Origin of the sequence: Brevibacterium daeguense (genome assembly GCF_021729135.1) — a bacterium.
Classification (GTDB): domain Bacteria; phylum Actinomycetota; class Actinomycetes; order Actinomycetales; family Brevibacteriaceae; genus Brevibacterium; species Brevibacterium daeguense.
Window position 1 is genome coordinate 56,563 of the sequence record NZ_JAJTWW010000008.1, and the last position, 23,341, is coordinate 79,903.

Below are 23,341 nucleotides of genomic sequence, written 5' to 3' on the forward strand. Positions count from 1 at the left end.
CGTCCACGATAGCCAACCGGGCTGACACGGACCTGGCACCGGATTCAGCCCATCCGTTCCGTGTTCGTCCCCCATCCGACCCGTGAGTGCGGGTAGGTTGGAGCCGTGGAGACGCTGGACTTGAAGATCGTTGCCGCCACCGCCGGACTCGTCGAGGGCTTCGAACCCGCGTCATGGGTCCCGTTGCCGGGTCCCCGGGGTCGCTGTGTCCTGGTCTCCGACGGCGAGAGGTCGGTGATCGCAGCGCTGCTGACCGGACCGGCGATTGCCGAGGCAGAGTCGGAGAACCTCGGAGCCGCGGTGCTGCGCAGCCTGCTCCCGCAGTCACCGGTGTCGTTTCCCCATGTCATCGCCTCCTCGGCGGTGCCCGCAGAGCCGTTCGACCTCGACTCTGCCGGGCAGGTGCGCGTGACCCAGCTGCTCCCCGGCGCGCCCGTCTCAGGCGCGGCCTTCGCCGCGTCCGAGCGCCTGGTCGAATCGCTTGCACTGTTCATGGCTGAACTCCACGGCGCCGATCCCGAGGTGCTCGCCGATTCCGGGCTCCCGGTGCGGGACGTGGACGGGCTGCGCGAGAGCCTGCTCGCCGATCTCGATCGAGGCGCAGCCACCGGACGGGTTCCGGCGGTGCTGCTCCAGCGCTGGGAGTCCGCGCTGGAGAACGTGGCCATGTGGCGCTTCCTGCCCTGTCCGGTCCATGGTGCCCTCAGCGAGGACGCGATCCGCACCGATGGCGAGTCGATCAGCGCGATCTCCGAGCTCGGGCAGCTGCACGTAGGCGACCCGGCGGTCGACCTGGCTGCGATATCTGTCCTGCTGGACCCAGCTGTCTTCGAACAGCTCTTCAGCGAATACCAGGGCCGACGGGCCGCCGCTGACCCCGGTCTGCGCACCAGGACCGAGGTGCTGGCCGAGCTCTCGGCTCTCGACTGGCTGCTCGAAGCTCACCGCTCCGGTGACGAGGCAGAGCTCGCAGACGCCGCTGCTCTGCTGGAATCCCTTGCCGAGCTCGCCGGGGAGGACGTCTCGCCGCACCGCGGCGGTCCCTACCAGTCCGCGACGGCGGAGGATTCCGCCGCACAGTCCGAGGACTCTGCCAAGGAGCAGGACGCAGACGATCTCGGGACCGATCCGAGCGGGGCGGACATCGGCACCGTGCGAGCCCTCGCCGGGCCGGACACGGCCCGCGACGCCGACCGCTCGGACTTTCGTCCTGCAGCGCCGCTCATCGACGAGGAGGCAGCGGCCGCCGTTCCGACCGAGCGGATCGAGCGGCGACGGTTTCTCCCCGATGCGGACAGCGCGGATGCGCCGGACGAGCATGACCCGGGAGCCGTGTCCACGGCGGGCGAGGATCGTGCCGCGACCCACCGCGACTCCGAGTGATCAGCGCCCGCTGCTGAGTGCACCTGCTGTCGAATCAAGCCTCTCGAGCAGCTCGGGGGCAGACAGCAGGCGCGGCGGTCTCACGGTTGTATCGCTTCCCAGGAAATAGAACTCTGCGTCGAAAGTGCGTGCCGCGGCGAACCGTGACATTCGCGACAGTGCGAGGGCATACACCGAAAGCTGCAGCGACATGGTCTCGAGCTCTTCCTGCGCGGGCACCGAGCCGGTCTTCCAGTCAACGACTCTGATCCCGGATACGGTCCTGAAAACCGCATCCACCTTGCCGGGCACGTGCAGCTGGGTGCCATCGCGCCGAGCGAGCACGAGTTCGAAGGGAAGCTCGATGGCCAGCGGGTCGAGTCTTGCGAACTCGGATCTCTCGAAGGTCAAGCGAAGCTTCTCGAAGCGCTCTCGCGCGGGCGCCGACAAGGCGGATGCCGTTTCCGCGAGGTCGATGTCACCGAGGGTCGCCTGACCGAAGTAGTTCTCGATCCACGTGTGGAACGCTGTTCCCAGTCCGGCCGCTTCATCGGGCGGATACGGCATCGGCCGAAGGGTGCGGTCGGCGAACGACTGCGGATCCTTGACGAAGGACACGATGCCGGTGGTCGACAGCCGGTCGGGCAACGCGAAATCGTCGTTCCGGTCGGTCTCCGCGAGCAGATCGAGGATCCGCTCGGCGACCGCTCTGACTTCAGGGTCGCGGGCTTCGGAGGCGAGAGCGCGGAGATCGACCGGTGCCGCTGCCCTGGCGCGCAGATTCTGGATGATCGCCTGTCGGGCTTTCAGCAGCGAAAGATCCTGCACCGGCCACGGCACTTCTGCAAGGTTGACACCGTCAGCTTCCGGGATCTCGTCGTCCTGGGGCAGCGAGTCCTCGGGGACGCCCAGGACCGCCATCGCCTCCCGCAGAAAGGGAGAGAACTCATTGGCCTTGATGCGGGTCGTGCGCAGGGCAGCACCGAGCCACAGGAAGCTGCGTGCCCGGGTCACCGCAACGTAGGCCAGCCGTCTCTCCTCGGTCTCATGATGGGCTTCGAGCTCGGGCCGGACGACGTCGTCGAGATGCGAGTTGAGCTCCTTGCAGGTGCTGCAGCCGATCTGCCGGAAGTCCAGGGCGGGCAGCTTCGCGTGGTCGCCGCGCAGCGGGTAGGGCAGCTGCCCCACGCTGAGCCATCCGTGCTTGTCGCGCACAGTGCTGGGCAGGTCGCCGATCACGAGGTTCGGCACGGCGACGGCGTCGAACTCCAGACCTTTGGAGGCATGGATCGTCATCACGGTCACTGCCGTGGGATCCGGCTGCGGTTCGGGCGCCTCGAGCCCTTCCTTCCTCTCCAGCACCGAGAGCCAGTCCAGAAAGCTGCGTATCCCCGCTTGTGGGTGGTTCGCGGTGAACTCCAATGTCGTGGAGAGGAATGCGTCGACCGCATCACGGCGTGCGCGCGATGCGGCGTCCGACAGCGCGGCGATCTCGGTGTCGATGTCGAGTTCGCGGATGACATCGCGAACCAGTGCGGGAACGGTGGTGACGCCCCGTCGAAGGCTCCGGAGCCGTCGGGCGAGCCGCACGATGCGTCTGACGGCTTCGCCGCTCAGCCCCGACTCCGCCACGTCACGCGACACCGCCGAGGCGCCGGCCGGTCGGCCGGCACCTGGCCGGCTGCCGGTCGGGGCAGCCTGCTGCGAACCCGGCAGACCGAGCAGATCGTCGATGCCCTCCACCAGGCCGACTTCACCCAGACCGTCCGCGGCCTCGGGTGCGGCGGCAGGGCTCTGGTCGCGCTGCTGCTCGGCGACCGCGCGGAGCCGTCGCGTTCTGGCCCTGGTGAAGCGGTGCAGCGCGGCGATGTCGGAAGCCCCGAGCCCGCAGGTCGTACCGCTCAGCAGACGCATGAGGTGATCACCTGCGCCCGGGTCGATCAGCACGTGGAGCACGGAGTGGATGTCTGCGACGAATGGATCGTCGAGCACTCCGGACGAGCCGGCGATGTGCACTTTCAGTCCCGCGGCCGCCAGAGCAGCTGCCGCGGGAGCGAAATTCGCGCGCTTGCGGCACAGCACCGCCATGGTCGACTCCGGCGACCGGATCGACACCGATTGCATCCAGCGCGCAAGATCCGCCCACTGCTCCGTGCCGAACTGCTCGTCCGGTGCCCCGGGAGTCGTGGACACCGTGACCGATCCCTCCCCTGCTCCGGGGCGCGGCGACAGCTCCGTCCCCGGATCCGTGTCCGGCAGGGGCCGGGCCAGACGGTTGGCGACGGACAGGATCGCCTCGTCATTCCGCCAACTGGTGCTCAGACGTCGGGTCCGCGCTGGACTGCCGTCCGGGGACCGGAAATGCAGCGGGAACTCCCCGATATTGCGCGCGCTGGCTCCGCGCCAACCGTAGATCGACTGCCGCGGATCACCGACGGCCGTCACCGGCTTCCCCGCGAAGATCGTCTTGAGCAGCCGGAATTGGGAGTCGGACGTGTCCTGGTATTCGTCGAGCATGATGACACGCCAGCGTGCGCTCTCGATCTCACGGACTGCAGAGTCCGATGTCACGATGCGATGTGCGAACGCCACCTGGTCGGCGAACTCCATCGCGGAGCGCTGCCGCTTGAGCTGCAGGTAGCGGTCGACGAGCACCGCCACCTGACGCTTGTGGACCAGTTTTCCGAAGGCGGGCTTCGCAAGATCCCACTCGGCGAGCAGCGCGACCAGCTCCTGCCTGGCTGCACGATCCCGGGTGCGAGTGGGCACCTCGCCGAGCCCGGCCGCCGCGGCGAGAGTCGTGATCTGCTCGCACAGGTGGTCCTTCGCGGCGGCGTCGATCCGCTTGCGGCGGACGCTCGCGAGGATGTCGGCGAACAGCTCTCCGGTGAGGAAGATGTCGAGGGCAGCATCCACCTCTTCGATCACCTTCGCGGGGCTCTGCAGGTGTTCATTGATCTGAGAGCCGAGCGTCAGGATCTGATCGATGAGCGCGGAACGCGAGACGTTGAGCGGCACCTCGTGATTGCGGGCGGTATCGGTGACCTCACCCGCGAGCGCGGTGGCATCCGCGATGTCCAGCACCCTCGTGTCGGGTTCGATGCCGAGACTGATCCCGTGATCCGTGACGATCGAGGCGGCGTAGGAGTTGTAAGTCGACACGGTGGGCACGTCGAGGCCCCGCAGCTCGGAATCAGATGTGTGGGAGTCCGTCCTGGCGCGGAATCTGGCCAGCAGCGTGCGGATGCGGGAGTTCAGCTCGCCGACTGCCTTCCGTGTGAATGTGAGCCCGAGAATCGACTGCGCCGGCACGATGTCGTTCGCGACCAGGTAGACCACCCGCTGTGCGATCACGGTGGTCTTGCCGGAGCCCGCGCCAGCGATCACGACGGCGGTCTCCAGGTCACTCTCGATGATCTCCCGCTGTTCGGGGGTCGGCTGCGGGATCTCGAGGATGTCGGCGAGCTGCGTCGCCGAGTATCTGATTCGGGTGACTTCGGTGATCGTCATACGTCTTCTCCTGAGTTCGGGGCGGCCGCGAATGCCGGGCATGAGCTCCTGACCGGGCAGCTTCTGCACACGTCCGGGCTGGGGGTCGCGGCGAAGGTCGCACTTCGCATTCCGTCCGCGATCGCCCCGACAAGGCGGTCCGCCCACTGCACCTGGTCCGAGGGCTCGAGCGCGGGTTGGACGCGCAGGGACGGCTTCGCCTTCCGCAGGTAGACCAGCTCGCCTCCTCCCGGCCTGCCGGAGAGCCGCCTTCCGTCGCTGAGCACCGCGCCTCGCGCGCCCAGCGCGACCTGGTAGACGCCGAGCTGCGGATGCTCCAGCACTGCGTCGCGGGAGACCACCTGCCGGCCGGTCTTGAAGTCGACGACTCGGAGCTGCACCTGGGGAGCACCGTCCGCAGCTGAGCGCTCGTAGATCTCGAGACGGTCCACACGACCCGAGATCCGCCACGGAGCACCGGGACTGTCGGGTCTGCTCTCGGCGTCGATTCGAGCCTCGACAGCCACTTCGCTCAGGCCGTCGCGCGTGCGCGCATCCTTCAGATAGTCGTTGAGCACGGTCACCATGTGCCGGCCGAGCTCCCGGTCGCGTGCACGCTCCCAGTCCGCCGCGTACTCGATGTCGCCGAAGCCCTCTTCGAAGACCGCGAGCATCGCGGCCAGGCCCCCGTCCGGGCAGGTTTCCGCCACCTGGTGGACGAGTGTCCCCAGGCTTTGAGCCCGGGAGCTCGTCGAACGCCCTCCGTGGTGTGTCAGGAACCAGCGGAGCCGGCAGGCGGCGAAGGTCTCCGCTTCCGAAGGCGAGACCCGCGCCACGTCACCAGCATCGAGGAGGGGGACGGATGTCGTGACCCGCTGCCACGAGCTCCAGTTCTCCGGCCGGGCTTCCCGGACTCCGAGGCCGGCCAGGGCATTGAGGAGGTCGGCCCATTCGCCGCTGTCGGCCGCCGTCTCCGTCCCGGCCGCCGTCTCCGTTGCGCTGGTTGCGACGAGGCGGTTTCGGGCGAGCGCGGCGGCGCTGCGCAGGCTGACCGGCAGCGATGCAGCGGCACAGCCGGTCGGACGGTGCTGCTCCGGATCAGCCGCTTCGAGGATTCCGGTGACGGCGGGGTGGGCGGCGACAGTGTCGTAGAAGACGCTCGGGGATGTGTCCCCGTCGTCGAGCGCCATCACCACGAGGTGTCCACGTGCTCTCGAAGCGGCGCTCAGGAACAGCCGCGCCTCATCCACGAGGGTTGCACGTCGCCGCTGGGCGTAGGCCTGCGCGGGTTCCGCGGCGAGTTCAGCGCCGGTGAGAGCCAGCAGAAGATCGGTGGTGCGGAACAGGGAACCACGGACCTTCGGGTTGGGCCATGTGCCCTCGTCGAGATCCACCACGATGACTCGGGCGAAGCTGACGTGTGCCAGCGCGGTCGGTGAGTCCACTGCCACCAGGTCGAGGCTGCGCTGAGCAGCCAGCGAATCCTGGGCGAAGTCCTGCTCGAGCACCAGCGCGGCGAAGGACCGGGCGTCCAACGACTCCCGCTCGGCGAGCTTTTCGGCCATCGTGATGAGACGCAGCACCGCGTCCAGGCGATCATTGGCCGGGTCCGTCGCCCGATTGAGGCTGCGCCGGCGCCACGTCTGCGCGACTCCGAGAGTCTGCCAGAGCTGCCAGACGGCCGCGTGGGGATCCCGGTGCCGCGCCGCGGCTGCGGTCTCCACGAGCTGTGCCACAGTCCTCAGCGGCTCCGGGAGCTCGCCGGCGTCCAGGAGTGTGACGGCCCTCGACAGCGGCGTCGAACCGTCCGAGGCGCCTGGAACCCGACCGCCGACTTCTCGCTCCAGCCCGCGCAGCGAGATGGCGTCGACTTCGAAATACGGCCCCGCCAGCAGCTGGTGAACGAAGCCGGCGAACTCCTGAGGCGAGTCCGGCCCGACCGTCAGCGCCTGCAGCAGTGGGGCGGTGGCGGGATCAGAGCCCAGCGGCAGGCGGTCGGAGTCCACCGGGATCCCGAGGTAGCGCAGCTCCTGGCGCAGCGCCGCCGCGGTGCCGGAGGTCCTGCCGATCACCGCGCATTCGCTCCACGGTATCCCCTCGTCGTGATGCCATGCGCGCAGCAGACCTGCGATGGCGCGGGACTGCTCCGCGGACGAGACATGCACCGCTGTGCTGACCCTCGAGTCCCCGACCGGCGCATGCTCCGCGCTCCGGGGCACGTGACCCAGGACCAGGTCCGGCGAGACCCGGCGAGCGAAATCCTGGACGACCGCGGCGATGGCCCCCGCACCGCGCACCTCGGCCGTGGCCGGGTCGAGCGTGATGCGTCGGTGACCTGCCGGACCTGCCAGCGCAGGAGCGGAGTGGACCACAGCGGCGCTGACGACCGCGCCCGCGCCGCCGCGGAAGCCCTGGACAGCAGTGTCCGGGGAAGCGAACACCGCGATCCGCGATCCCAGATCGCGGAGTCGGGACAGCACCCCGAGAGCGGCATCGGGCAGATCCTGCGCAGCATCGACCAGCAGGTACCGGGGAACGGTCTCCGTCGAGAAGGTCCAGGATCCGCCCGCGACTGTTCCGGCGTCGAACTCGTCGTGCAGGACGTATCCCGCCTCTGCCAGGACTGCCGAGGTGTCGACACCGCCGAATACCGGAACCGCGAGCTGATCCTCATAGTCCTGGAGCACCTCCGCGACCGCGCTCCACTCGGGACGGCCTTGCGCACGGGCGGCCCGCTGGACATCCGCTGGGGTGAACCCCAGCTCCATCACCCGGTTGAGGACTTCGCGGAGCTGGTTCCGGAATCCGGCAGTGGACCGGACTTCCCGGTTCATCCGCTCCGGCCAGCGGGGTGGGCTGGCCCTGCCGGTCTCGTAGCCATCGAGCATCTCCGCCAGCAGCGCATCCTGGTCCGCTCCGGACACGAACTTCGTGCCGGCCCCGTCCCGCTGAGCGGCCTGGGCCGAGACCAGCCCGAAGGCCAGGGAGTGCAGACTTCGCGCGGCAGGTGAGGAGCGCACCTGTTCGCTGCTCTGCTCCAGGCGGTCACGCAGCGCGGTCGCCGATTCCCTGGAAGGCGTCAGCACCAGCACTTCGTCCGGTCCCACCGACGGATCCGTGACGAGGTGCCGATGGAGCTCCATGAGCAGCGCGGTCTTGCCGGTTCCAGGACCGCCGATGACCGTCAGAGCAGCTCCCGAACGCATGTCCCGGGCCAGCGATCCAGCAGAGAATTCCATAGCCGCCATTGGATCACGCGTCACGGACACGGCTCGAAGCACCGGTCCGCATGCGCCTGTCCGCGCCGCACCGGCGGGTCCCAGGACCTCCCTCGAACTCGTGCCTTCGAGTGGATTCGGCACTGTCACCGGCTAGAATGGGCAGATGAGCAGAGCGCAGCGCCTGCCGCAGGCACAACGTCGTAGCCAACTCGTGGCGGTGGCAACCGAGGTCTTTGCGGAGTCGGGATACCGCACCGCATCGATGGACGATGTCGCTGAGGCGGCAGGTGTGTCGAAGCCAGTCCTCTACCAGCACTTCGACTCCAAGCAGGCCCTGTACCTGGCGGTGATCGACGCAGCTGCAGAGGTCTTCGACGGGATCCTGACCCAAGCACTGCATTCGACGGAGGACAACGAGGAGCGCGTCGCAGCGACCTTCAGCGCGTACTTCTCCTTCGTCATCGAGCACCGCCCGCAATTCACCGTCGTGTTCCGCTCGGATTCCTACGAGCCCGCAGCGGAGCAGAAGGTCAACCAGGTGCGCAGGCTCAGTGCCGAACGGATTGCGCAGGTGATCTCGGAGAACACGATGACCACGCCGGCGGAGGCGTCACTGCTGGGCCAGTCGATCATCGGCATGGCCGAGCGCTCCGCGCTGCAGTTCGTCAGCGGCCCCGAACTCGACGCAGCCTCCACCGCACGCCTGATGACCTACTTCCTGTGGCGGGGAATCTCCTCCTTCCCGACCTCCGAGGATGAGTCGGAGCGCCATGGAGGAAGCACTCGGCCGTGGGAACTAGAGTAGAGCTCAGCACTGCAGGCCGCCTCCGCCGCGGCAGACATCAAGAAGGAGAATCGATGGAAATCAAGATCGGCGTCCGGCAGGCACCCCGTGAACTCGTGATCGAGACCGACGAGACCACGGCAGAGGTGAGCGCGAAGGTCACCGAGGCGCTGACAGCCGACGGCATCCTCACGCTGACGGACACCAAGGGCCGCCAGGTGATCGTGCCCGCATCCGCGGTCGCGTATGTCGAGACCGGAGACGAGCGCCAGCATCCCGTGGGCTTCGGAGTGGTGTGATCCCTCTCCGGCCTCGGAGCCGCTCGGGCCCCGCCGCGATTCTCGCGGTGGGGCCCGTTCGCGTTCTCAGGCCACGAGGCCGAGTGCAGACATCCGCAGCGAGTGGTTCGACATCACCTTCTGCGAAAGCGCTCCGATCGCGCCGTCGTCGCCTGCGAGATCGAATCTGCCGATGAGTCGCCGAGCGCGGTCGACTGCCTCAGCGACCAGGCGGCGACCCCAGAGCGCCAGCCGCGAAGCGAGGTCGGCCTCATCCGCGATCCCCGAGGCCAGACGAGCGCGCAGATACTCGGTCTGCCGTGTATCATCGAGTACGGCAGTGGCTACCCGCTCACTCGTCTCATCGAGGTTGACCAGGGCTGCGCGATAGAAGTCTCTGAGGATTCCATCGAAGACGTAGCCCTTCATCAGGCTCTCGTACCAGTCCCGCGGTCGCGTTCGTTCGCCGAAGGCCGTGAATTCCGGTGCGATGTCCTGCATGAGCTCCACGACGTCCCCGCCGAGCGCTTCGATGCGCTCGACAAGGGCCTGGTAGTGGTTCAGCGCGTGACCGGCGACGTCGACGAGGCCGACCTTGTCCCGCACCGACGGAGCGAACTGTGCATCCGTCGCTGTGCGCTCGAAGGTTGTCAGTTCGCCGAAGGCCATGATGACCAGGGTAGTCACCTGGGCGTCGGCAGGACGTGCAGCATCAGACATGCTGCAAGCCTACCGTCTGCCTCCATGGAACAGCGTGCTCCTCGGGAGCACCGTGAGGAGTAGAACGTGACCGAAACCGACAAGACCTTCGCCGACTTCGGAGTGGCAGAGCCGATCGTGGCCGCCCTCGCCGACGCCGGCATCACCATCCCATTCCCCATCCAGTCGATGACGCTGCCGGTCGCACTCCGCGGTGCCGACATCATCGGCCAGGCGAAGACCGGCACCGGCAAGACGCTGGGCTTCGGCATCCCCCTGCTGCAGCACATCATCGGCGCAGACGGCAGCTCGGCCGACACCAGTGAAGGGCGATCGCCGCAGGCCCTCGTCGTGGTGCCCACCCGAGAGCTGGCCCAGCAGGTCGCCGAGGACCTGCGCACCGCCTCCGCGAAGTCCGATCTGAAGATCATCACCATCTACGGCGGCAAGGACTTCCAGCCGCAGATCGATGCGCTGAAGGCCGGCGTCGACGTCGTGGTCGGCACGCCCGGGCGGCTGCTCGACCTGCACGGCCGCCGGGTGCTGCGCTTCGACTCGGTCCGCACCGCAGTCTTCGATGAGGCCGACGAGATGCTCGACCTCGGCTTCCTGCCCGACGTCGAGCGGATCGTGGCCGCCCTGCCCGCCCAGCGGCAGACCATGCTCTTCTCGGCCACCATGCCCGGTGCTGTGGTGTCCCTGGCTCGGCGCTATATGAACCGGCCGACCCATATCCGATCGCAGGATCCCGACGACACCACGAAGACGGCGAAGAACACCACGCAGTTCGTCTACCGCACCCATGCGATGGACAAGTCGGAGATGCTCGCCCGCCTGCTCCAGGCGGAGGGGCGCGGTCGCACTATCGTCTTCGCTCGCACCAAGCGCACCGCGGACCGCTTGGCCGAAGAGCTGAGCGACCGCGGGTTCATCGCGAAGCCGCTGCACGGCGACCTCAACCAGCAGATGCGCGAGCGGGCGCTCCGTTCGTTCCGTGAGGGAAAAGTGGACGTGCTGGTGGCCACCGATGTGGCTGCACGCGGCATCGACATCGACGACGTCACCCACGTGGTGAACTACCAGTGCCCCGAGGACGAGAAGACCTATGTCCACCGGATCGGCCGCACCGGCAGGGCCGGCCATTCGGGCATCGCCGTGACCTTCGTGGAGTGGGACGAGATTCCCCGCTGGAAGCTCATCAATCGAGCCCTCGAACTCGACTTCGACGACCCGCGGGAGACGTACTCCACGTCCGAGCACTTCTACGCCGATCTCGGCATTCCGAAGGGGACGAAGGGCCGGCTCAAGCGGCGGAAGCCCACTGCGGGCGAGGACGCCGAGGACGGGCCCACCCAGCGGCCGCCTCGGCAGCGCCGGCGACCGAGCTCGTCGGACCAGGGGCAGTCGTCCGGCCCCGCCTCCGAACGCGGTGCGGCGGACTCGGACGGTGCTGCCGGCCCGCGTCGCAGACGTCGCAGCCGGACGCGGGGCGGGAAGCCGGTGGGCCGCGCTTCCCGCGCGGAGACCGGCCACGAGGGCTGAGTCCGAGCACGAGGACTGAGACCGGCCACACCGGCTGAGTCCGAGCACGAGGCCGACTTCGCAGCCCGCACGACCGCCCCACCATCAGCGCGGCGGTCGTGCTCCAGCCGGTGACCGCCGCCCGATCTCAGAATCCGATGCGGTCGAAGCCGAGACATTCGATTCCCGAGGCGCGATCGAGCAGCCGTTCGAACACGTCCAGGGACGTCGAATGCTCGCCGAGCCGATTGGGCTTGCCCGTTCCGTGGTAGTCGCTCGAGCCGGTGACGAGCAGCCCGTGGTCGAGCGCCGTCCGACGCAGCTCCGCACGGTCGGGCAGCGGATTGTCCCTGTGGTCGACCTCGATCCCGTCGAGTCCGGCCGCGATCATCGCCTGCAGCCCGGAATCGGGAACCACTCGGCCCCGGGACGCCGCCCGCGGGTGGGCGAACACCGCCACCCCGCCCGCCTCGTGGATCAGTCTGATCGCACGCAGGGGCGAGATCGTCGGCAGCGAGACGTAGTACCTCGATCCGACTGACAGCAGGCTCTCGAAAGCCGCGCCGCGGTGCTCGACGATTCCGAGCGTCACCAGGGCGTCGGCGATGTGCGGACGGCCGATCGTGGCGTCCTCGCCGGTGCAGCTGAGCACGAAGTCCCAGGTGATGGGATAGTCCTCGGCGAGCCGCTCGACGATCGCGCGGGTGCGCACCATGCGGCCGTCGCGCGCGTCGGCCACGACGTCGGTGAGCTCGGCGCCGCGCGGGTCGTGCAGGTAGCTCAGGAGATGGACGCTGATGCCTTCGAACCGGCACGACACCTCCATCCCCCGCACCAGGCCGATTCCCGCATCGTGGGCCGCCTCGCCGGCCTCGTCCCATCCCGAGGTGGTGTCGTGGTCGGTCAGCCCGATCACCGCGATGCCGCGCGCCGCCGCCTCGGCGATGAGTTCCGCGGGACTCTGCGTTCCGTCGGAGAACCGCGAATGCGTATGCAGGTCGATGATCATGGCTCGATTCTAGGCGCCGGCATTCCGGGACGGGCGGACGCGTCCGCGCCTCAGCCTAGGATGGGGGCATGACGACTCAGGACTCAGCAGCCTCCGATCCGCAGAGCGACCAGCCGCTGGCCGAGCGCGTGAACAATCGGTCCCGCCGTCCGCAGTCGGCGGCCTTCCGTGAGTTCATCGCCTCCGGCTGGGACCGGACGAGTGCCGGCGAGGTGCAGCCGCTGGAATCAGCGGCGTGGACTCCCGCTCGCCGCGCCGCTCTGTCCGAGCGGTTCCCCGGCGAGCGGCTGGTGATCCCGGCCGGCAACCTCAAGGTGCGCACGAACGACACGGACTACGTGTTCCGAGCGCATTCGGCGTTCATCCATCTGACAGGCCTGGAGACGGACTCGGAGCCGGATTCCGTGCTGGTGCTCGAACCCACCGAGGACGGCCATGAGCAGACCTTCTATTTCCGTCCGCGTGCCGGGGCGGACACCGAGGAGTTCTTCTCCGATTCCCGCTACGGCGAGTACTGGGTGGGCCCGCGCGAGGATCTGAACACGATGGAGACCCGGACCGGGATCCGCTGCGCGAACATCGCCACGGCCGAGGACGCGATCACCAAGGATCTCGGCTCGGTGTCGGTGCGTCTGCTGCGCGGCGCGGACGTCGTCATCGAACAGCAGGTCGATACCGCGCGCGCCCAGGTGGCCGCCGACCTCGAGATCTCGCGCGCCGGCGACGATGAGCTCGCCCAGTTCCTCTCCGAGCTGCGACTGATCAAGGACGGCTACGAGATCGGGCAGATCCGGCGCGCGATCGACATCACCCGCGCCGGCTTCGACAACGTGGTCGCCAGCCTCCCGCAGGCAGTCGCGCACCAGCGCGGCGAGCGGGTCCTGGAGACCGCCTTCGCGCAGGCCGCCCGCTCGGACGGCAACGGCGTCGGCTACGACACCATCGCCGCTGCCGGGAACCACGCATGCACTCTGCACTGGATCAAGAACACCGGCACGGTCAACGAGGGCGAGCTCGTGCTCGTCGACGCCGGGGCGGAGGCCGATTCGCTCTACACCGCCGACATCACCCGCACGCTGCCGGTCAGCGGCACATTCTCCGACGTCCAGGCAAGAATCTACGACGCGGTTCTCGAGGCCGCCGACGCCGCATTCGCAGCCGCGGCCGAACATGTGAATCGCCCGGTGCGGTTCGGCGAGGTGCACGACGCCGCGATGCACGTCATCGCCCACCGCCTCGAAGAGTTCGGACTGCTGCCGGTGAGCGCTGCCGAATCCCTCTCCCCCACCGGGCAGCAGCACCGGCGCTGGATGGTCCACGGCACCAGTCACCACCTCGGCCTCGACGTGCACGACTGTGCGCAGGCCCGGGCGGAGATGTATCTCGGCGCGCGGCTGGAGCCCGGCATGGTGTTCACGATCGAGCCGGGACTGTACTTCAAGGCCGAGGATCTGCTCGTTCCCGAGGAATTCCGAGGCATCGGAATCCGCATCGAGGACGACGTGCTGGTCACTGAGACGGGAGTCGAGAACCTGTCGGCGGGATTCCCCCGGACTCGAGCGGAGGTCGAGGCGTGGGTCCAGGGGGCGCGATGACCACCCGGCCCTCGGCTCCGCGCCCCGTCCGGCAGCCGCTCGGAGTGCTGCGGCGCGGCAGGGGCGTCCTGGAGGTTCCGGGAGTGGCCGTGGGCCATTCCGATCGCACGGACGGCGGGAGTCTGACGGGAACCACTGTCGTCGTCCCCCCTGCCGGGACAATGGCCGGCGTCGATGTGCGCGGCGGCGGGCCTGCCGGGCATGAGACAGCCATCCTCGAACCGGGGACTCTCAACTACGGAGCCGACGCCATCGTCCTCACCGGCGGCAGCGCACTCGGACTGGTGAGCGCTCACGGCGTCAAGCAGGGCTTGCTGTCGGATGGCCGCGGTTTCCCCGCGCCGGGTCTGCCCGGCGTCACGGTGCCCATCGTGCCGGCGGCCGGGATCTTCGATCTGGGCCGCGGAGGTGAGCCTGCGGCCCCGCCGACGGCGGACGACGGACTGCGCGCCTACCGCGACGCCGACGTCGACCAGGCGCGGATGCGCGGCTCGGTGGGTGCGGGACAGGGCGCGTGGACGGGCCGCGGGCTGATCCGCGGTGGCCTCGGCTCGGCGGTCATCACCACCCCCTCCGGCTTCACGGTCGCGGCCATCGTCGTCGCCAATCCGATGGGAAGCGTGCTCGACCACGAAGGAAGCCTGTACAGCGATTCGGTGCTGGCCGGCTACGGCATCTTGCTGCCGAAGGCCGCGGCCATCGCCGGTCGGTGGGCGGACTCCGACCCCGACGGGGCGGACGGGCCGGTCCACGGCGGATCGGGAACCGCCGGTGAATCGGGAACGGCTGGTGAATCGGGAACGGCTGGTGAATCGGGAACCGCCGGCGCAGGTCAGCGCAACACGACCATCGCCTGCGTCGTCACGGACGCGCAGCTCGACTCCGCAATGACCACGCGCTTGGCGCAGTCTGCTCATGCGGGTCTGGCCAGGGCCGTCTACCCCTCCCACACGATGTTCGACGGCGACACGGTCTTCGCCCTGGCGACCGCCGACCGCCCGCTCGGCACAGACGTCGGCGCGCAGCTGGTCGAGCTCAACGTCGCTGCCTCCGACGTTCTCTCCGCCGCGATCGTCGACGCCGTCCTGACAGCGGAGCAGTATGACGATCCGAACCGGCTGACGTCCGGGGAGCAGCCGGTGCCGCCGCCGCTGTCGGCCATCGCCCCGGAGCTGACGTCCGCGTGGCGGGCGCACGGCTGAACGGCCCTGCGCCGGCCGCGGGACGATCTCCGGTTCTTCCCCCGTCCGCCCTGCGGCAGGCTGGGAACCGGGACTGCTGTGTCGAGTAGGCTTGTGGGGTGAGGGGTTCAGCTGATCGAGTCTTCGTCGCCCGTCTGGCGACCACGGCGGTCTTCGACCCACTGGGCGATCAGGTGGGGCGCGTCCGCGACGTCGTCGTCGTGTACCGTGCCACCATCCGCCAGCAGCCGAAGGCGATCGGTCTCGTCGTCGAGGTGCCCGGGCGGCGTCGGGTCTTCGTGCCGATGGGTCGGGTCACCAGCATCGCTCCGGGGGCGGTGATCACGACGGGCCTGGTGAACATGCGCCGCTTCAAGCAGCGCACGGCGGAGACCCTGGTGATGAATGATCTGCTCGACCGGAAGGTCCGCCTGCGGTCGGACGGCTCGACCGTGAAGATCGAGGATGTCGCCATCGAGCAGCAGCGCAACCGGGAGTGGGAGGTCACCCGGCTCTTCGTCCGACGGGCTGCCGAGAAGACCGGTGCGTTCGGCTTCCGCCGGCGCGGCGAGTCGATGCAGGTCGACTGGACTGACGTCGACCATCCGGTCGATTCAACGGTGGACCAGGAGGCCACGCAGCTGATCGCCGCGTACCAGGACACGAAGCCTGCAGACCTCGCCGATGTGCTCGTCGACATGACTCCCAAGCGGCGCAGTGAGGTCGCCCGCGAGCTCGACAACGACCGGCTGGCCGATGTGCTGCAGGAGCTCCCGACGGACATCAGCATCGAGATCATGTCCGCAATGCAGATGGACCGCGCCGTCGACGTGCTCGAGGAGATGGACCCCGATGACGCCGCAGACCTGCTCGGTGAGCTCTCCGACGAGCAGGCCGAGGTGCTGCTTGCGGCGATGGAGCCGGACGAGGCCAAGGACGTCCGCACCCTGCTGTCCTACGACGAGGACACCGCGGGCGGCCTGATGACGACCGAGCCGGTGATCCTGTCGCCGGAATCGACGGTGGCCGAGGCGCTGGCCCACGTCCGCCGCGAGGAGATCGACCCGGCGCTGGCGGCGGCGGTGTTCGTCTGCCGCCAACCGCTCGAACCGCCGACCGGCAAGTACCTGGGTCTGGTCCACCTGCAGGCGCTGCTGCGCGAACCGCCGCACGCTCCCGTGGGGGCAATCATCGACGACGAGGTCGAACCGCTGTCGCCGGACACCCCCTTGGGTGAGGTGACGAAGATCTTGGCGGCGTACAATCTTGTGTCGATCCCGATCACCGACGAGAACGACCACCTGGTCGGTGTGGTGACGGTTGACGACGTGCTCGACGAGCTGCTGCCGGACGACTGGCGCAGACCGTCGGACGACGAATTGCTCAAGGGCGACGAACTGCTGAAGGAGGGACCGCGTGGCTAAGGCCGACATCGATTCGCTCGACACTCCGCGCGCCCAACGACGTCGGCTGCCCACTCTGGGCATGTCCCCCGAGGCGTTCGGCAAGGCATCCGAAGCCTTCGCCCGGTTCATGGGGACACCGCAGTTCCTGCTGGGCATGACTGTGTTCTGCATCGCGTGGCTGGCGTGGAACACCCTCATGCCGGAGAGCCTGCAGTTCGACCCGAAAGCGCTGAACTTCACGCTGCTGACGCTCATCCTGTCGCTGCAGGCCTCCTACGCCGCTCCCCTGATCCTGCTGGCGGAGAACCGCAGCGCCGATCGGGACCGGGTCGAATTCGAGAACGACCGGCAGCGGGCCGAGCGGAACCTCGCCGACACCGAGTTCCTCACCCGCGAGGTCGCCAGCCTGCGGATCGCGATGCGCGAGATGGCCACCCGCGACTTCATCCGCTCCGAACTGCGCAACCTGCTCGAGGAGATGGATGAAACCCGCGAGGCCGGACGTCGCAGCGAACAGCGAGAAGACTTCAAGGCGATGCAGAGGGTCGCCGTCAAGAAGGCAGTGAAGAAGGCCGAGCGGACCGCACAGGCGGCCGTTGAACAGGCCGCACGCGACGCCGTGCATCACCCGCCGACAGAGAACAGAGAGGACGCGTAGAGCTTCATGCCTGCACCCACCCGTGAGGAGATCCGCTCCGCCCTGGAGACGGTGCTCGACCCGGAGATCCGCCGCAACATCGTCGAACTCGACATGGTCGACGAGGTCGACATCGACCCGTCCGGCCATGTCGCCGTGACGGTCCTCCTGACTGTCGCAGGCTGTCCTCTCAAGGACACCATCACCCGGGACACCGAGGCGGCGCTCGGCAAGGTCGCCGGCGTCACCGGGGTGAGCGTCAGGCTCGGCGTCATGACACCCGAGCAGCGCCAGGCCATGCGCGAGAAGCTCCAGGGAGCGGGCACCTCCCGGGAGATCCCATTCAACGCGCCCAGCTCACTCACTCGGATCTATGCGATCGCCTCAGGCAAGGGCGGGGTCGGCAAGTCCTCGATCGCCGCGAACCTGGCCGTGTCGCTGGCGGCCAACGGGCTGCGCGTCGGAGTCGTCGATGCCGACATCTACGGCTTCTCGATCCCGGGCATGCTCGGCATCAGCGGCAACCCGACCCGCGTCGACGACATGATCATCCCGCAGGTCGCACATAACGTGAAGGTGATGAGCATCGGGATGTTCGTCCCGCCGAGCCAGCCCGTCGTGTGGCGCGGGCCGATGCTCCACCGCGCGCTCCAGCAGTTCCTCACCGACGTGTTCTGGGGCGACCTCGACGTGCTCCTGCTCGACCTTCCGCCGGGCACCGGCGACATCGCGATCTCGGTCGCGCAGCTGCTTCCGGGCTCCGAGCTGCTGGTGGTCACCACCCCGCAGCAGGCTGCCGCGCAGGTGGCGGAGCGGGCCGGCTCCATTGCGGTGCAGACCAGGCAGCGCGTGGCAGGTGTGATCGAGAACATGTCCTGGCTGGAGCTGCCGGACGGCTCCCGGATGGATGTGTTCGGCAGCGGCGGCGGGGACACGGTCGCGGCGAACCTGAGCCGGACCGTCGGCGCGAAGGTCCCGCTCCTCGGACGGATCCCACTCGACACGGAAGTCCGCTCCGGTGCCGACGTGGGCGCCCCCGCCGTGCTGTCCGCCCCGGACTCCCCCGCCTCGGTGGCGCTGCGGTCGATCGCCTCGCAGCTGGGAACCCGCTCACGAGGACTCGCAGGCCGCTCACTGGGACTCTCACCCGCCTGAGGCGACCCGCACCTCCACGGCACGACCTGCAGACGTTCAGGGCCGGCTCGACATCGTCGAGCCGGCCCTGAACCGCTCACGCGCCCGGGTGTGTCCGCTCAGGTCGCCTCCGGATCGAAGGGCGCCGGCGCCGAGGCGTCACGCAGCTGCGCCTGCGTCCGGTAGCGCTCAAGCGGGCCGAGTGGCGGTGCCGCCGCGTCAGCGGCCGGAGGGCCCGCGGCGGCTTCGGAGGCGCTGACAGCCGACGGTCCTGCGCTCGGCGCACCCGTGGCGACTGCGGCCGCGCCTCCTGCTGCGGCTCCGCCGGCCGCACGACCGGGCCGGGACGCGTGCTCTTCCTCCATCAGCGCCTCGCGCACGATCCGACGCGGGTCGTACTGCCGGGGGTCGAGCTTGCGCCAGTCCACGTCGGCGAAGTCGTCGCCGAAATCGCGCTGCACCTCGGCCTTGGCCTCGTCGGCCTTCCGCTTGAGGGACCGGACCAGATCTCGCAGCTGCTGCGCGTACTCCGGCAGCCGCGTGGGACCGATGACGAGCAGAGCAACGACGATGAGAATGATCATCTCGGTGCCGTTGATGCCAAACATGGCCCCGATTCTACCAGCGCGGCTGTGGCACAATCCCAGCATGGACGAGCGACGAGTGGAGCTGGTGCTGCGCGCCGCCGAGTGCATCCCGCCCGGCTCCGTCGCTCCCTATTCGATGCTGGCTCGGATCACCGGCACCACAGCCCGCTACGTGGGGAAGGTGATGGCCGAGCACGGATCGTTCGTGCCGTGGTGGCGAGTGACCAATGTGCGCGGAGAGCTGCCTGCGGCGATCCGGTCCCGGGCAGCGGAGCACTGGCATGACGAGGGCATACCCCACCGCGACGGCCGTGTCGATCTCCCATCCGCAGCGGCCGACGAGCACGAGCTCCGCAGGTGCTGGCTGAAACGCAGTGCCGACCTCTGGGAACAGGGCGAACCGGGATAGACTGACCAGCGCCGCCGGCGTGCACCGTCGCTGCCGATCGGGAACTCGATGCGAGGAGGAGGGCATGTCACGCGACTGGGCGATCAACGCCCACTACGCTGATCGTTTCAACTCCTCGGATCCGGTTTCCGACGCCGCGCGCACGATCGCAGCCGAGTACTCCACGGTCCCGATCTCGACGACGACGGCGGGTACCCTGACGCTGCTGGCGCGCCTGGTCAATCCGGTCAGCGCGATCGAGGTCGGCACCGGCACCGGGGTGTCGACCCTGGCCCTCCTGCGGGGGATGCCCGCGTCGGGTGTGCTGACCAGCATCGACCTCGACGCGGACAAGCAGGCGGTGGCGCGGGAGCTGGTCGGAGTCGCACGCATCAAGGCTCATCGGGTCAGGATGATCCACGGCCGAGGCGAGGACGTGCTCGCGCGGCTCGCCGCCCGCAGCTACGAACTCGTCTTCCTCGACTCGGAACCGCTGTCGTACGACAGGCTCGTTCCGCTGGCGCTCGAGCGGGTCATGCGCGGTGGGCTGCTCGTGATCAATCACGCGCTGCTCGGCGGAGCCGTCGCCAAGCCGGCGAATCGGGCGCCGCGCACCCAGGTCGTCCGGCAGGTGCTGAGCGAGCTGGAGACCCGCGACGACGTCGCGCGGCTCATGCTCCCGATCGACGACGGACTCCTGGTGCTCACACGGCTGTAGTCCCCGGGCCGGGGATGCGCCAAGGGGAGGACCGCTCCTCCGAGCGGTCCTCCCCTTGGCTGTGACAGCGCCGAGCTCAGCTCACTTGGTGAGCGTCTCCGCCAGCGTGTCCCGGAGATTGGTGGCCTCTTCCTGGCTCACCTCGATGACGAGCCGACCGCCGCCTTCGACAGGGAGACGCACGACGTAGCCCCGACCTTCCTTGGTCACTTCGAGAGGGCCATCACCGGTGCGCGGTTTCTGAGCTGCCATGAAGAGTTCTTCCTTCCGATAGTTGCGTGTTCTGTGTCAATTATCCACCATTTCCCGCGGGAGCGTAAAACATTCCCCGATTTTCGGTTACGCTTCGCCGCGGCCCGCCGTCAACCGGTGCCGCCGGTCGTCGTTGACCGTGCCGCCGGCCCCTCCGATCGACCCGGGCCGTGGACCACCGATCACACCGTGCCGACCGGCCGTACACTGCTGTGCTGCGAACCTGCCCTCGATCACGGAGGGAGATCCGAGGGCGGCGTGAAATGCCACAGATAGGCGACCCAGATGACCTGGAACAGCGTGAACGCGGCCAGGAGCACCACCCGGTAGGCCCACGAACGGCTGAAGGCCAGCGCCAGGGCGATCGGGAACATCGGCAGCAGCAGTCGGAGGGTGGAGGTCTGCGGGTTGAAGAAGAGCAGGATGTAGATGCCGTACGCCAGGCAGAAGTGCTGCAGTGTCCGCCCCATCTGCCGTCCGGCCGGCGAGTAGATGAGTGCGAGCACGAGGGCGATGGTCCCGAACAGGAGCAGCGGCCCGAAGGGCCCGACCAGGTCCTCGGCGCGGGCGAACCACTGCACGATGATGCGCGTGTGTCCCCCGCTCCAGGCCGCCTCGGTGTCGGTGTAGGCCGTCAGAGTCCCGGTCCTGATCCAGGCCAGCAGCGGGTGCACGAGTGCGGCTGCACAGGACAGCACGCCCAGCGCCCAGGAACGGACGACCTCGCCGGCCGGGTAGGGAATCGTGCGGCGGCGCAGGAACCGGTCGATGAGGTGGATCAGCATGAAGAACGAGAACGCGACCCCGATCGGCCGCGACAGATCCATCAGGAAGACCACTGGGATCGCCAGCAGGTAGCGGCGCTCGATGACCAGCAGCAGCGCGAGGGCCTGCAGCAGCAGCGTCAGCGACTCCGCGTACCCGGTGCTGAAGATGGCCGAAGCGGGGAAGAAGAAGAGCACAGCCAGCCCGAACAGCGCCCTGCCCGGGGTGGTGTGGCGCCGGAACAGCACCAGCACGACGACTGCGGCCGCAGCCCCGCACAGGGTGGCGAAGATGGGTGAGATCACCTGGTAGTCGATGCCGGTGAGGTCGGAGATGTCCCGGACGATCCAGGGGTGCAGCGGATAGAACGCCCACTGGTTCTGCAGCACCTCGCCTTCGACCCCCCGCGGCAGCTCGGAGGGGTATCCCTCGTCCGCGATGCGCTGATACCAGGCGGCGTCCCAGAAATTGAGGAAGTCGTTGAGAGACGTCCGGGCGCCGGTGGTCCAGGGCGAGAGCTCCTGTCTGCGCACGACTGCGGCCATGATTCCGACGCTGACGAGCCGCGACACCAGGTACACGGCCAGGGCCTGCAGCCAGACGGGCAGGAACAGCAGCTCACGAAGCCACCGCCGCCAGCGCGCGGAGTCGAAGATCCCCGGCGCCGCCCGTGGGGCGAGATCGTACTCGGGCAGCAGCTCCGGGACGGTCTGCTGGGATCCGGAGCTCATGTCAGTGCTCACCCTCGGCCGCTCCTGTGGAACTGGTCGGGAATTCGAGCTCGCGAATTCGCGTCTCCTGCCTCCGGATGCGTTCGTCCTGCTCTCGGATGCGCTCCGACATCTCTGCGATCACCGCGTCGACCTCGTCCATCCGGTAGCCGCGCAGCGCGGGGCTGAGGGCGATCTCGTCGAGGTCGGCGACGTCGAAGCCCGGGGCCAGCAGCCGCCGGGGCCGGTGGTCGCGGCCTGCGGGCATGCCGCCGTCGAACAGATTGAATGAGCCGGCGATCGCCACGGCCATGACGAAGACCGCAGCACAGACTCCCAGCACGATCCATACAGGCATGGGCACATGCTCTCACATGCCGCCGGAGGGCTTCGCTCCCACCGCCTGCTCCCGCGGGCCGCCGATCGGACCGCTCAGACCTCGCCGGCAGCCTGCGTCGGCTCGAGGAAGCGCAGCAGGCTGCGGGTGGCCGACACCACCTGGCCGCACTCGACGTGCTCGTCGGCCCGGTGGGCGAACATCGCGTCGCCGGGGCCGAAGTTGACGGCGGGAATGCCCAGCTGCGAGAACCGTGACACGTCCGTCCAGCCCAGCTTGGCCTGAGGGGTGCCGCCGATCGCACGGACGAATTCCTGCGCCGCCGGCCGGTCCAGCCCGGGACGGGCGCCCTCGGCGCCATCGGTGACCCGGATCGGATGGGGAGCGAAGAACTCACGGAGGAACGCCTCGGCGGCGGCGAGCGACGTGCTCGGGGCGAAGCGGTAGTTGACCGTGACCACGCACTCATCGGGAATCACATTCCCGGCCACTCCCCCGCGGATGCCGACCGCCGACAGCGACTCCCGGTAGTCGAGGCCGTCGACGCGCACGGTCTCGGTGCGGTGGTCGGCCAGCCGATTCAGGATGTCGGCGGCTCTGTGGATCGCATTGACGCCCTTGAATGCGCGGGCGGAATGGGCGCGCACCCCGCTGGTGGTGACCTCGACCCGGATGGTGCCGTTGCAGCCGCCTTCGATCCCGGCCAGGCTCGGCTCGCCGAGGATCGCGAAATCCCCGGAGAGCCAGTCCGGATGGCGGCGGGCGACCCGGCCGAGCCCGTTGAGCGCGGCCTCGACCTCCTCGTGATCGTAGAAGATCCACGTCACGTCCCGGGAGGGCTCCCGGAGCGCGTGCGCGCAGCTCAGCTGCATGGCGACACCAGCCTTCATGTCGCAGGCGCCTCGGCCCCAGATGACCTCACGACCGTCGAGCACCCGCCGCTCGCTGGGCAGGTTCTCCTCGATCGGGACCGTGTCGAGGTGCCCGGCGACGATGACCCGCTCGCCGCGCCCGAGGCGGGTGCCGGCGACGATCGTGTCGCCGTCTCGGCGGACGTCGAGCTCGGGGCCGGGTCCCGCCGAGATGTGATGCAGCACCGCTTCGACCGCATCGGCCAGCCGGGTCTCGGAGCCGGACACCGAGGGGATGTCGCACAGCCGGGCCGTGAGCTCGACTGGATCGGACAGCGCTGCGATGAGGGCGGCGGGGTCGCGCGGATCACTGCTCATGAATCCCACCCTAGCGGCGCGGCACAGTAGGCTTGGGCG

Annotated in this window: 20 protein-coding genes; 11 read left to right on the forward strand and 9 right to left on the reverse strand. The window is 68.8% G+C overall.

Translation table 11 applies throughout. The annotated features are described in order from the left end of the window. The first annotated feature begins 105 nt into the window (after positions 1-105). Positions 106-1,383: a protein kinase family protein gene (locus LXN01_RS08255; protein ID WP_236864187.1), complete on the forward strand. Its 1,278-nt coding sequence runs from the start codon at positions 106-108 to the stop codon at positions 1,381-1,383. On the opposite strand, the gene LXN01_RS08260 is transcribed toward LXN01_RS08255, so the two are convergent. After that, complete coding sequence (locus LXN01_RS08260) at positions 1,384-4,872, reverse strand: ATP-dependent helicase (protein ID WP_236864188.1); 3,489 nt, start codon at positions 4,870-4,872, stop codon at positions 1,384-1,386. It lies immediately after the preceding gene. Further along, a complete protein-coding gene (locus LXN01_RS08265) occupies positions 4,869-8,090 on the reverse strand; it encodes a UrvD/REP family ATP-dependent DNA helicase (RefSeq protein WP_236864189.1) in 3,222 nt (1,073 codons plus the stop codon). Before LXN01_RS08265 ends, LXN01_RS08260 begins: the two co-directional genes overlap by 4 nt. 145 nt (positions 8,091-8,235) lie before the next feature. Here LXN01_RS08265 and LXN01_RS08270 point away from each other — a divergent pair, with 145 nt between their 5' ends. Next, entirely contained in the window at positions 8,236-8,877 is a 642-nt protein-coding gene (locus LXN01_RS08270) for a TetR/AcrR family transcriptional regulator (protein ID WP_236864190.1), read from the forward strand. 53 nt (positions 8,878-8,930) lie between these two features. Further along, on the forward strand, positions 8,931-9,155 hold the full coding sequence (locus LXN01_RS08275; protein WP_236864191.1) for a DUF3107 domain-containing protein: 225 nt from the start codon (positions 8,931-8,933) through the stop codon (positions 9,153-9,155). A 66-nt stretch (positions 9,156-9,221) separates the two neighbouring features. Here the strand turns inward: LXN01_RS08275 and LXN01_RS08280 are convergent, their stop codons facing one another. Further along, the gene (locus LXN01_RS08280) at positions 9,222-9,854 is read right to left on the reverse strand and encodes a ferritin-like fold-containing protein (RefSeq protein WP_236864192.1); all 633 of its coding nucleotides are present in this window, start codon (positions 9,852-9,854) and stop codon (positions 9,222-9,224) included. A 66-nt stretch (positions 9,855-9,920) separates the two neighbouring features. On the opposite strand from LXN01_RS08280, the gene LXN01_RS08285 reads away from it, so the two are divergent. Beyond that, positions 9,921-11,375: a DEAD/DEAH box helicase gene (locus tag LXN01_RS08285; RefSeq protein ID WP_236864193.1), complete on the forward strand. Its 1,455-nt coding sequence runs from the start codon at positions 9,921-9,923 to the stop codon at positions 11,373-11,375. Between the two features lie 127 nt (positions 11,376-11,502). Here the strand turns inward: LXN01_RS08285 and LXN01_RS08290 are convergent, their stop codons facing one another. Further along, the gene (locus LXN01_RS08290; RefSeq protein ID WP_236864194.1) at positions 11,503-12,363 is read right to left on the reverse strand and encodes a PHP domain-containing protein; all 861 of its coding nucleotides are present in this window, start codon (positions 12,361-12,363) and stop codon (positions 11,503-11,505) included. A 68-nt stretch (positions 12,364-12,431) separates the two neighbouring features. Between LXN01_RS08290 and LXN01_RS08295 the strand changes: the two genes are divergently transcribed. From LXN01_RS08295 to LXN01_RS08315, 5 genes are all read left to right on the forward strand, one after another. Continuing rightward, positions 12,432-13,958, forward strand: coding sequence for an aminopeptidase P family protein (locus LXN01_RS08295; protein ID WP_236864195.1), 1,527 nt, complete (start codon positions 12,432-12,434; stop codon positions 13,956-13,958). Then, positions 13,955-15,160: a P1 family peptidase gene (locus tag LXN01_RS08300; protein WP_236864196.1), complete on the forward strand. Its 1,206-nt coding sequence runs from the start codon at positions 13,955-13,957 to the stop codon at positions 15,158-15,160. Before LXN01_RS08295 ends, LXN01_RS08300 begins: the two co-directional genes overlap by 4 nt. 98 nt (positions 15,161-15,258) lie before the next feature. Next, entirely contained in the window at positions 15,259-16,563 is a 1,305-nt protein-coding gene (locus tag LXN01_RS08305; RefSeq protein ID WP_236864197.1) for a magnesium transporter MgtE N-terminal domain-containing protein, read from the forward strand. After that, positions 16,556-17,203, forward strand: coding sequence for a DUF1003 domain-containing protein (locus LXN01_RS08310; RefSeq protein WP_425547662.1), 648 nt, complete (start codon positions 16,556-16,558; stop codon positions 17,201-17,203). Before LXN01_RS08305 ends, LXN01_RS08310 begins: the two co-directional genes overlap by 8 nt. Positions 17,204-17,209: 6 nt before the next feature. Further along, positions 17,210-18,337, forward strand: a complete 1,128-nt coding sequence (locus LXN01_RS08315) for an Mrp/NBP35 family ATP-binding protein (RefSeq protein ID WP_236864198.1) — start codon at positions 17,210-17,212, stop codon at positions 18,335-18,337. 98 nt (positions 18,338-18,435) lie between these two features. Here the strand turns inward: LXN01_RS08315 and LXN01_RS08320 are convergent, their stop codons facing one another. Further along, entirely contained in the window at positions 18,436-18,924 is a 489-nt protein-coding gene (locus tag LXN01_RS08320; RefSeq protein WP_236864199.1) for a twin-arginine translocase TatA/TatE family subunit, read from the reverse strand. Between the two features lie 40 nt (positions 18,925-18,964). On the opposite strand from LXN01_RS08320, the gene LXN01_RS08325 reads away from it, so the two are divergent. Then, complete coding sequence (locus LXN01_RS08325; protein ID WP_236864200.1) at positions 18,965-19,312, forward strand: MGMT family protein; 348 nt, start codon at positions 18,965-18,967, stop codon at positions 19,310-19,312. Positions 19,313-19,376: 64 nt separating this feature from the next. Next, positions 19,377-20,009, forward strand: coding sequence for an O-methyltransferase (locus tag LXN01_RS08330; RefSeq protein WP_236864201.1), 633 nt, complete (start codon positions 19,377-19,379; stop codon positions 20,007-20,009). 81 nt (positions 20,010-20,090) lie between these two features. On the opposite strand, the gene LXN01_RS08335 is transcribed toward LXN01_RS08330, so the two are convergent. The 4 genes from LXN01_RS08335 to dapE all read right to left on the reverse strand — a co-directional run bounded on the left by LXN01_RS08335 (position 20,091) and on the right by dapE (position 23,302). Further along, positions 20,091-20,261: a DUF3117 domain-containing protein gene (locus LXN01_RS08335; RefSeq protein ID WP_236864202.1), complete on the reverse strand. Its 171-nt coding sequence runs from the start codon at positions 20,259-20,261 to the stop codon at positions 20,091-20,093. Positions 20,262-20,494: 233 nt separating this feature from the next. Beyond that, complete coding sequence (locus tag LXN01_RS08340) at positions 20,495-21,769, reverse strand: putative hexosyltransferase (protein ID WP_236864203.1); 1,275 nt, start codon at positions 21,767-21,769, stop codon at positions 20,495-20,497. Beyond that, a complete protein-coding gene (locus LXN01_RS08345; RefSeq protein WP_236864204.1) occupies positions 21,759-22,094 on the reverse strand; it encodes a hypothetical protein in 336 nt (111 codons plus the stop codon). The genes LXN01_RS08340 and LXN01_RS08345 overlap by 11 nt, the downstream gene beginning before the upstream one ends. Positions 22,095-22,168: 74 nt before the next feature. Beyond that, the gene (dapE, locus tag LXN01_RS08350; protein WP_236864205.1) at positions 22,169-23,302 is read right to left on the reverse strand and encodes a succinyl-diaminopimelate desuccinylase; all 1,134 of its coding nucleotides are present in this window, start codon (positions 23,300-23,302) and stop codon (positions 22,169-22,171) included. Positions 23,303-23,341 lie beyond the last annotated feature (39 nt).